6 protein-coding genes are annotated in these 7,930 nt (G+C 59.1%); all 6 read right to left on the bottom strand.

Going from position 1 to position 7,930, the window contains the following annotated elements:
- Window positions 1-102: 102 nt before the first annotated feature.
- Window positions 103-384: a hypothetical protein gene (locus ISP15_RS17870; RefSeq protein WP_404549301.1), complete on the bottom strand. Its 282-nt coding sequence runs from the start codon at window positions 382-384 to the stop codon at window positions 103-105.
- Complete coding sequence (locus tag ISP15_RS17865) at window positions 381-698, bottom strand: hypothetical protein (protein ID WP_404549300.1); 318 nt, start codon at window positions 696-698, stop codon at window positions 381-383. The genes ISP15_RS17870 and ISP15_RS17865 overlap by 4 nt, the downstream gene beginning before the upstream one ends.
- 171 nt (window positions 699-869) lie before the next feature.
- Complete coding sequence (locus tag ISP15_RS17860) at window positions 870-1,112, bottom strand: Imm74 family immunity protein (protein WP_404549298.1); 243 nt, start codon at window positions 1,110-1,112, stop codon at window positions 870-872.
- Window positions 1,112-1,378, bottom strand: coding sequence for a hypothetical protein (locus ISP15_RS17855; RefSeq protein ID WP_404549297.1), 267 nt, complete (start codon window positions 1,376-1,378; stop codon window positions 1,112-1,114). The genes ISP15_RS17860 and ISP15_RS17855 overlap by 1 nt, the downstream gene beginning before the upstream one ends.
- 170 nt (window positions 1,379-1,548) lie before the next feature.
- Window positions 1,549-2,007, bottom strand: coding sequence for a hypothetical protein (locus tag ISP15_RS17850; RefSeq protein WP_404549296.1), 459 nt, complete (start codon window positions 2,005-2,007; stop codon window positions 1,549-1,551).
- A gap of 4 nt (window positions 2,008-2,011) precedes the next feature.
- Window positions 2,012-7,930 (bottom strand): putative Ig domain-containing protein (locus ISP15_RS17845; protein ID WP_404549294.1); only part of this gene is annotated, 5,919 nt, incomplete at its 5' end.

The raw sequence follows: 7,930 nt of genomic DNA, 5'->3' as shown, positions 1-7,930 counted from the left end.
CCACAACGATGGGTATTCACCACGGTGCTCCTGCACCATCCGCACCGCACGCTCGCGGACTTCCGGGGAAAACTGTTTTAACTTTGTCATGGCTCCATTCTCTCAAGAGTTGGAGCCTCCGCGAATCCCGGGGCGGTTCAGAGTCTTTTCATAGACACGCAGCGCGTAATCGTCATCAACTTCGTTAGCGGCGCCTTCACTATTGCCCCTGACATCGGGAGGCGCACCGGAAAGCTCGATAAACGCACTCATCTCTGAAGAAAAAGTGAGCGTACTGCTCCATCCAGGGTGAAGCTCACTCTCACCCTTTGCAATCCGCTGGAGACCAGTCATATCGACAGTTTTATTCGTTCCATCAAGACATTTAACAACTAGCGGAATCATTGCAGGACCCTCAGACGCCAATTGACGATGTTGTTCGAATTAATTCCCGGATAGTTCCACTCAAGATATCCACTTGCAGTTTGCCCACCCGGAACAAACTCTTTGTACGGCGCCTCAAGAACGTTTTGTAGACCCGTCGGATCGTTGAGCTGGAATTCAAGAAGATACTTCGGCTGATACGTCAGATCCAAACTATTTGCATAGTCAGCACCGGTGTTGATGGAGCTGACCTCCTCTGCTGACCCCAAGAAGCCCATGCCGCCAGGATAGCCATCTACTGGTTTGCCACCAAAATTGATCTGATCTCCTTGCATCAAAGAGAACGCGTCTTGCTCATTGAGTGTCCGAGCGAAATATCCATCCGATGGCAGACCATAGCTCTTCCACGCGGAGATATCGTAGGTAAGCGGTTGCGCGTTCCCCGTAGCTACGTAGTTTGGAACAATAAGACGCCCGCGTTATGCGGGCGTTTTATTTCTGGATACCTATTCAACCTCTAGAACATGACCGCCTTTCGCAAAGTTCGACCTAATGTCTTCAAGAATGGAGCTAACCTCATCTTTTGTTATTACATCGTTTTGATGAGGTGAGTCCCAGCACTTTATGCCATTCAAGAACACAACAAAGCCAAGCTTCCCGTTCGAAGGGAAAAACATTTCGCCGGGCACCGTGGCAGTCTTGCCATCAAGCTCAACCTTGATGTGGCTTCTCGTTACGTCTTTAACCATTACGGACCTCGATTAAAAATGACCTTCTGCGCACCGGTGGCGGGGTCGATAGTGATGATCTGGTTAACGTTAGGATTGTTCATCAGATTAGGAAGCTCCGAGGTCTCCCACACATTTCCCGGCCTCAGATTTTCACCAATCACGGCACGAACCGTACCTGAAGCTCCATTTGCATAATCTGAAGAGATGTCCTTCCAGGCTTGAACTACGTCTGGATCAAGAGGATCCCATGCAGGCATGTCAATGCCACGATTATCAATCAACATCTCTAACGTAGTGCCGCCATTTGTCTGGGCGATCTGACCAGCGGCATCAGCACCTCCAATTCCGTTTGTTCGACCTGACCAGAAAAATGCCTCATCAGGATTTGTAGCTACTGGATATCGAGGTGTTGAAACACTCGCACCGCTATCAATAGCTGTCGTGCTTGGAACTACTACCTCATTGGATATATCGCCAAAGCATTGCCATGCTCAGCATCTATGTCGAGTTGAAACACCGATTTGTCGCTAACCCGCTCAAAAACAACGCCAAAAACGTTGGGGGCATTCTTGCGTGCACCCTCAAACCACCGGTACGACCCCACCTCAGCTTGCGCGCCTATCTCTTGGATGTCTGAAACCTGGAGCCTCTTTTTACCATCTGAGTTAAGCACCCATAGGCTGCGCCGTCCTTGCGCGTCACTTTCATTTATTGCCACAAAATTTCGCCCTGCAACAACCGTTGCAAGGACGCCATGAGGAAAGTGCAAGGACACGATCCCATCATGGCTTCGCCACTTAATCTCAATGACCTTCTCCGGCGAGCCAAGCGCAAACATATCGGCGGCCGTCATTGACTCATCAATGATCTTTCCGTCCGCTCGAATTCTTTCAAAATCTTGAATGGCTATCATGCGCTTATCTCTCAGGCAAAGGCTGGGGCTGGCCGACTAATTGCAGATTTCTTTGTCCAACAAATTCAACTTGCGAAGCACCACCACTTGTCTCCCCCAACGGCCCTGCAAATCCAGCATTAACCGTCTGTGGAGCGGTCGTTTCAACCGTTACCACATAGGATACATCCGGCTTAAACTCGGGAAGAATTGACAAGTCATTGCGAGCAAATGCCTGACTCGGCACTGCGTCCGGTGTAGCCCAACCACCAAACCACGACTCGCCCTGAGCCAAGGCTTGAGCCTGGGCTTCGCTTACAACCATCTGATACTGGGTGCCAGTTGGCACAACCTGTGTCACAACATTCGTATTAGACAACCATGCTGGCTGATTGCCCGCTGCAATCATGTCGCTGTTTACCACTTCGGCAGAGCGTGTCTGAAGCTGCGCGATTGATGTTGCTGTGTCTGGAACCAAGCTATTTGATATGTCCCCCGAATCCTGCGCCAATAGGCTGTTGGTAATATCCATACCCTTGCCATCGTCCGCAGCAAAGGCAAACGCTCCGTCAAGCACCTCCGGACCACCGTCCAGCCCCAGGCTTAACCCAATCGAGGGTGCATTAGTGGTTGCGCTATATCCCAAATCATAGCCCATTTGTTGCGGCGTGGCCGTTTGGAAATAGCTGGACGCCGAAGCGGTGAAGTTATTCCACGCGTTGCTCAGTGCGTCCCCGACATTGAAGTTCTCAAATGAATTCAATGCTTGCGCTATCTGCTGCTGCCCTCCCTGGGTGAACAGCAAGTTGCTGACGCTGTTGGATACTTGCGCTACCTGTCCAGGAAGCGCCTGCACCTCATTCGATATCTCTCCCGGTAGCGCGGCGAACTGGTTCTCAAGGCTCGACACTCCTGCATTGACGCCTTGGTAGGCTCCTAACACAAACGATACCGGTGCCAAACCCAAAGTGTTCAATTGGTCATATACGCTGCCGCCATCGGACATGTACTGCTCAGCACTGGCCAGCAAGGGGTCTGTCGTCGTCTCTCCAGTATTCGATGTGCCAGAGATCAGGAGCGATTGCTCATCTCCATTGAACAGGGACGTGGAGGTTTGCAAATCCGTCCATGCGTTGGATATCCCCATGCCGTTCATCGAATTATTGAATGTACCAAGCTCGTCGTCATTCGTCAGGTTGGATGCATCGCCCACGCCCACGGAGCCCGAATAAATGGAATCGCCATCCGTACTCATGAAGGTGGGCGGCCCTGCCACGGTGGGGGAACCGTTAGCGTTGGTATCGACATAGGCATAGCTGGGCGAGGTCGCAATCACGTTATTTACATACGTATCCGACAACAGATCGTTGTCGATGCCGTTACCCGGCGCGCCATCATCGGCATTGTTGTTTTGCTGCGCATTGGGATCGTCGACACCCTGCCCCGCCGTGGCCAAACTGTAGCCAGGAATATTCACAGTCGTCGAGGAGTTGCTGTAATCCGGCACGCCGCCGACCGGATACACCGACTGATCGCCTGGTACCCAGGCATCGCCGGGGAACTGCGTGGTGGTGTTGAACTGCGTGGTGGTGCCGGGCGCTGGCGAGGGCGCGGGGGCCGGCGCGGGTGGGGCTGGGGCGGGTGCCGGAGCGGGCGCTGGTGCCGGTGTGTTGGACGGTGGCGCGCTATAGCCGCCGTTGCCCGAGCCGGTGTAACCACCGCTGCCTTGGTTGTCACCACCCGTGCCACCGTAATTCCCTCCGCTTCCCGTGCCACCGTCATTACCGGCGCCACCGGTGCCGCTGTAATTACCGCCCGCTCCCGTGCCGCCGTCATTGCCACCCAGGCCGCCGAAACCACCACCGAAGCCACCAAAACCACCGAAACCGCCATAGCCGCCACCGTAGCCGCCATAACCGCCATATCCGCCGCCGCCACCAAAGCCGTCCCCCAAACCAATCATGTCCACGTGGAAGCCTCCCCCCAACGTGGGCAAGGTGCCACCCGCGCCGGACGCCACCGTATTCCCGCCCGGCTGGATCATCACCTGCGCACCCGTGGCTACCGTCACGATCGGCTTCCATGGCGTGGTGACCTTGTTGATCTGCTCCAGCTGCTGCACCGTCTGGGCGACCGCCGATTGCTGGTGCAGCACCGCCTCGATCGAGGCGGCCACGAGCTGCGCGGTGGTTTCGCACGCCGAGGCGCCACCGTTGGCAATCGGGCTTTGCGCATAGGGCTGGAACGTGTGCGACGTGTTGGTGGCGGTGGTCACCTGCGGAATGTGCAGGATCATGCCCACCGGTACCGAGCTGCCCACGGCCAGGCCATTGGCCTGCGCAAGAATGTAGCCGTAGTTGCTGTCGCCGTAGAGGGCCTGCGCAATCGATGCCAGGGTATCGCCCGCTTGCACCGTGTAGCCCTGCGTGCCCAGGCTGCTGTTGGTGAAGCCTCCCGTGGTGGCCAGCACGTCCACGTCACCGGCTGTGTCCACAGTGCCCAGGTTTTGCTGGTTGGCGTACAGCGAGAAATCGCTGGTGGTAGTACCACCGAGCGCGGTGGCTTTCTGCAGGATCTGCCCTTCGCCGTTATAGGCCATGTTCACCGCCTGGGTACTGCCGTCGACCGGGCCGGTGCTGCTCACCAGCTCACCCAGGTCGTTGTAGGTGTTGGCGTTGGTCGTGGTGGGGGTGTTGCTGCTGCTGGTGGTTTGCGTGCTGCTGCTATTCAGCGCCGCGTTCTGCCACACGTAGTGGTTGAGGTAGTTTTCGGTGCTGGCCGTGCCGGTGGGATCGATCACCGTGTCGTTGGCCAGGCTGCTGATGGTGTAGCCCATCAGGTTGCCATCCGCGTCGTAGCCGTAGCCGCCCGCCGCCGTCTCGTAGTCATAGCGCGCCGCCAGCAGCAGCACTCCGGCGTTGTTCGCACTGGCCGAGGTGGGCATCGACGGGGCGACCGTGTCCGCATAGTCGCTGCTGGTCACGCTCGGGCCGTATTGGTCAATCAGGCTTTGCCCGGACGCTTCGGCGTATTCATCCTGGTCCACCAGCGCGCCATCGGCGTTGTAGCTGTAGATCGTGTCGGTCTGGATCCAGCCGGCATCGCTGAAGCTCACGCTGGCGCCGTTGTAGACGCCTTGTTCCGTGCTGCCGGGCAGGTTGTATTGCTGCAGCGAGGTCTGGCGACCGTCCAGGTCGTAGGTGGCCGTTTCGTCGGTGACGAAGGCGCTGCCGCTGCTGGTCTGGGTTTGCAGTGTCGTTTCTTCGCCTTGCGTGTTGTAAAAGCCCTTCTGGATGATCTGCTGCGAGGTCCCGTTGATCGTCTGGTACGACAGGTATTGGGTCAGGTCGCCGGCCTGGTCGTACCAGTTTTCGCCGGAGTTGGTGGCGCTGGTCACCACGACCTGGCTGTTCTGCAAGCTGCCGTCGGCGACCAGTACGCGGTTGTCGGCGTCGTAGGTGTACCAGTCCGCGACCACGTTGGGCGTGGGCGACGGGGCGGGCGCCGGCGTAGGCGTAGGCGTCGGTGTGGGCGCCGGACCAGGTGCAGGAGCGGGGGCGGGTGTAGGTGCAGGTCCTGGTCCTGGCGCAGGTGCGGGTGCAGGTACCGGAGTTGGGGTTGGGGTCGGCGTCCCCGTTCCACCACTTGGAAAATGGGTGATCGGTATCAGATCCGGACTGGCCACTTGCTGCGTCGTGGGCGTCGACGTAGGCGCCGGCGTAAGGGTCGGTGTTGCAACGGCTGAGGAGGGAGTTGCTGTGTTAACCGGCGAGGCCGATACCACCAGAATTCCCTGGGAAGTACTGGTAACCGCCAACGTCATCGCCACCGACGCCGACAGACCATCGACGGGATCGGTTGCCCATAATGTGACATCGAAATCGGTGACCTTTCCTCCGCCGCCGGGCACCGTCATTGGGGAGGCCATGGCGTTCGAGCCGACCGCCTTGGACGTCAGCACGCCAGCTGCGCTCATGCTGGTGTTGGGCGGAAGCGTGCCCGTCAGGGAATACGTGAGTGACCGACCCATAGGGTTGGTAAAGGCGTTGCTCGGAACCGTCCAGGTGACACCGTACAGCGCACCCCACGACACCGTGAATGTCCCGGTACCGTTATTCGAAGCTGCGCTGTTGAAGACCGGCGGCGAGGCCGGATTCACGATGATCGCAAAACTGGTCGAGGCCACCGTCCCCGTGCTGGCCGTGGCGGTATACGTCACCGTGTAGGTGCCGGCCGTGCTCGGCGTACCGCTGAAGGTGCGCGTGGCCGCGTTGAAGCTCACGCCCGGTGGCAAACCGCTGGCGCTGTAGCTGATGCTGGCACCATTCGCATCCGTGGCCGCGGGCGCCGCGTACGCATTCATCGCCAAGGTCGCGGTGGCCGCCTGATTGCTCACACCGCCAGCGAACACCGGGGCCAACGCAGCCACCGTAAGGGTGAATGTCTTGGAGCTCGTCGTGCCGGCGCTGGACGTGGCCGTATAGGTGAGGGTGTACGAGGCGGCGGCGGTCAACGTACCGCTGAAGGTACGCGTGGAGGCGTTAAAGCTGATGCCGGCAGGCAGGCCGCTCGCGCTGTAGGTCACGCTGTAGCCATTGGCGTCCGTGGCCGCCGGCGCCTGATAGCTCCATGCCACGCCCGGCTGCAAGGTCTGTGCGGTGGGCGCACTGCTGAATGCCGGCGCGACGGCGGCCACCGCTACCGTCACCATGCTGCTCACGGTGTGGCCCAACACGTCCGTCGCCGTCACGGTGAGGGTGTAGCTGGCCGCCGCCGTAGGCACCGGTGGCGTGCCAGTGAAGGTGTGGGTGCTGGCGTTGAAGCTCAACCAGCTCGGCAAGCCCGTCGCCGAATAGGTCAGGCCCATGCCGATGCTGTCGTTAAAGGCACTGCTGGGCACGGTATAGCTGAAAGCCGCTCCCGGTGTCGCCGTTTGGGCGGCCATGGCGGTGCCGACAGTCGGGCCGCCGGCCGTGGAGGAACCGGCCGCCATGGGTATCGGCGTGGCGGCGATGCTGCCACTGTCATAGCCGCTGCGCGTGAACACCGCGCGGCGGTTGCCGTCGGCATCGTACACGTAGGCGGTGCGTATGACCCCCAGGCCAGTGACCAGGTTTTCCTCGGTCACTTCCTGCAGGCGGTTGTGGCTGTCGTAGGTGATGGTGGTCTGCGTGTCGACACTATCCGCCGTGCCGGTTCCCTGGCTGGTATCCGCCGTCTCCAGCGTTTCGTTGCCGTCGGCGTCGTAGCCATAGGTGTAGGTGGAGGCGACACCGTTGACGGTTTCGCTCAGCTGCGCGAGCGCGCCATTGGCGTCGTAGCTGAAGTTGAGCGTAGCCGTTACGGAACTGCTCGGCCCATTGGCCGTCCAGTTGCTGGTTTCCTTCACCAGGTAACCGGAACCTGCGTCGTAGGTATAGGTGTAGGTGGCGCCGCTATCGTCAGTATGCGTCAGCAATTGCTTGAAGTAATTGTAGGTCCAGGTTTGCGTATGGCCGTCCGGATCGGTTTCCTTGATCAGGTTGCCACGGACGTCATAGCCATAGGTCGTGGTTTCGTTCAGTGGCGTGGTGCTGGTCAGCACGCGGTGCTGGCTGTCGTAGGTATAGGTGGTGGTATTGCCCATCCCATCCGTGGACTGCAGGCGATCGCCGTTGGCGTCGAGGATGTAGGCCCCCTGCTCGATCGACGTGCGCGCCGTACCCGCCGCGTTGAGCTGGAAGTAGCCGTTGGCCACCGCCTGGTTGAGGTTGTTGTAGGCGGTGTAGGTGATGTTGGAGAGCGTGGTGGTCGCCGTTTGCACTGGCGGCGTTTCGGTGGCTACCGCGCGGCCCAAGGCATCGTAGGCGGTATAGGTGCGGGCACCGGTTCCATCTTGCGTCATGGTCACATTGCCGGCGGCATCGTAGGCGTATTGCGTGACGTTGCCGTTCTCGTCGGTGCT

This window comes from Dyella jejuensis (genome assembly GCF_044904675.1).
GTDB classification, from domain to species: Bacteria; Pseudomonadota; Gammaproteobacteria; order Xanthomonadales; family Rhodanobacteraceae; genus Dyella_B; species Dyella_B jejuensis.
This window is presented reverse-complemented; position numbering and strand designations above follow the sequence as displayed.

Coding starts and splice junctions, on each gene's coding strand:
- ISP15_RS17870 (WP_404549301.1), bottom strand. CDS start 384: ATGATTCCGCTAGTTGTTAAATGTCTTGATGGAACGAATAAAACTGTC.
- ISP15_RS17865 (WP_404549300.1), bottom strand. CDS start 698: ATGCAAGGAGATCAGATCAATTTTGGTGGCAAACCAGTAGATGGCTAT.
- ISP15_RS17860 (WP_404549298.1), bottom strand. CDS start 1,112: ATGGTTAAAGACGTAACGAGAAGCCACATCAAGGTTGAGCTTGATGGC.
- ISP15_RS17855 (WP_404549297.1), bottom strand. CDS start 1,378: ATGTTGATTGATAATCGTGGCATTGACATGCCTGCATGGGATCCTCTT.
- ISP15_RS17850 (WP_404549296.1), bottom strand. CDS start 2,007: ATGATAGCCATTCAAGATTTTGAAAGAATTCGAGCGGACGGAAAGATC.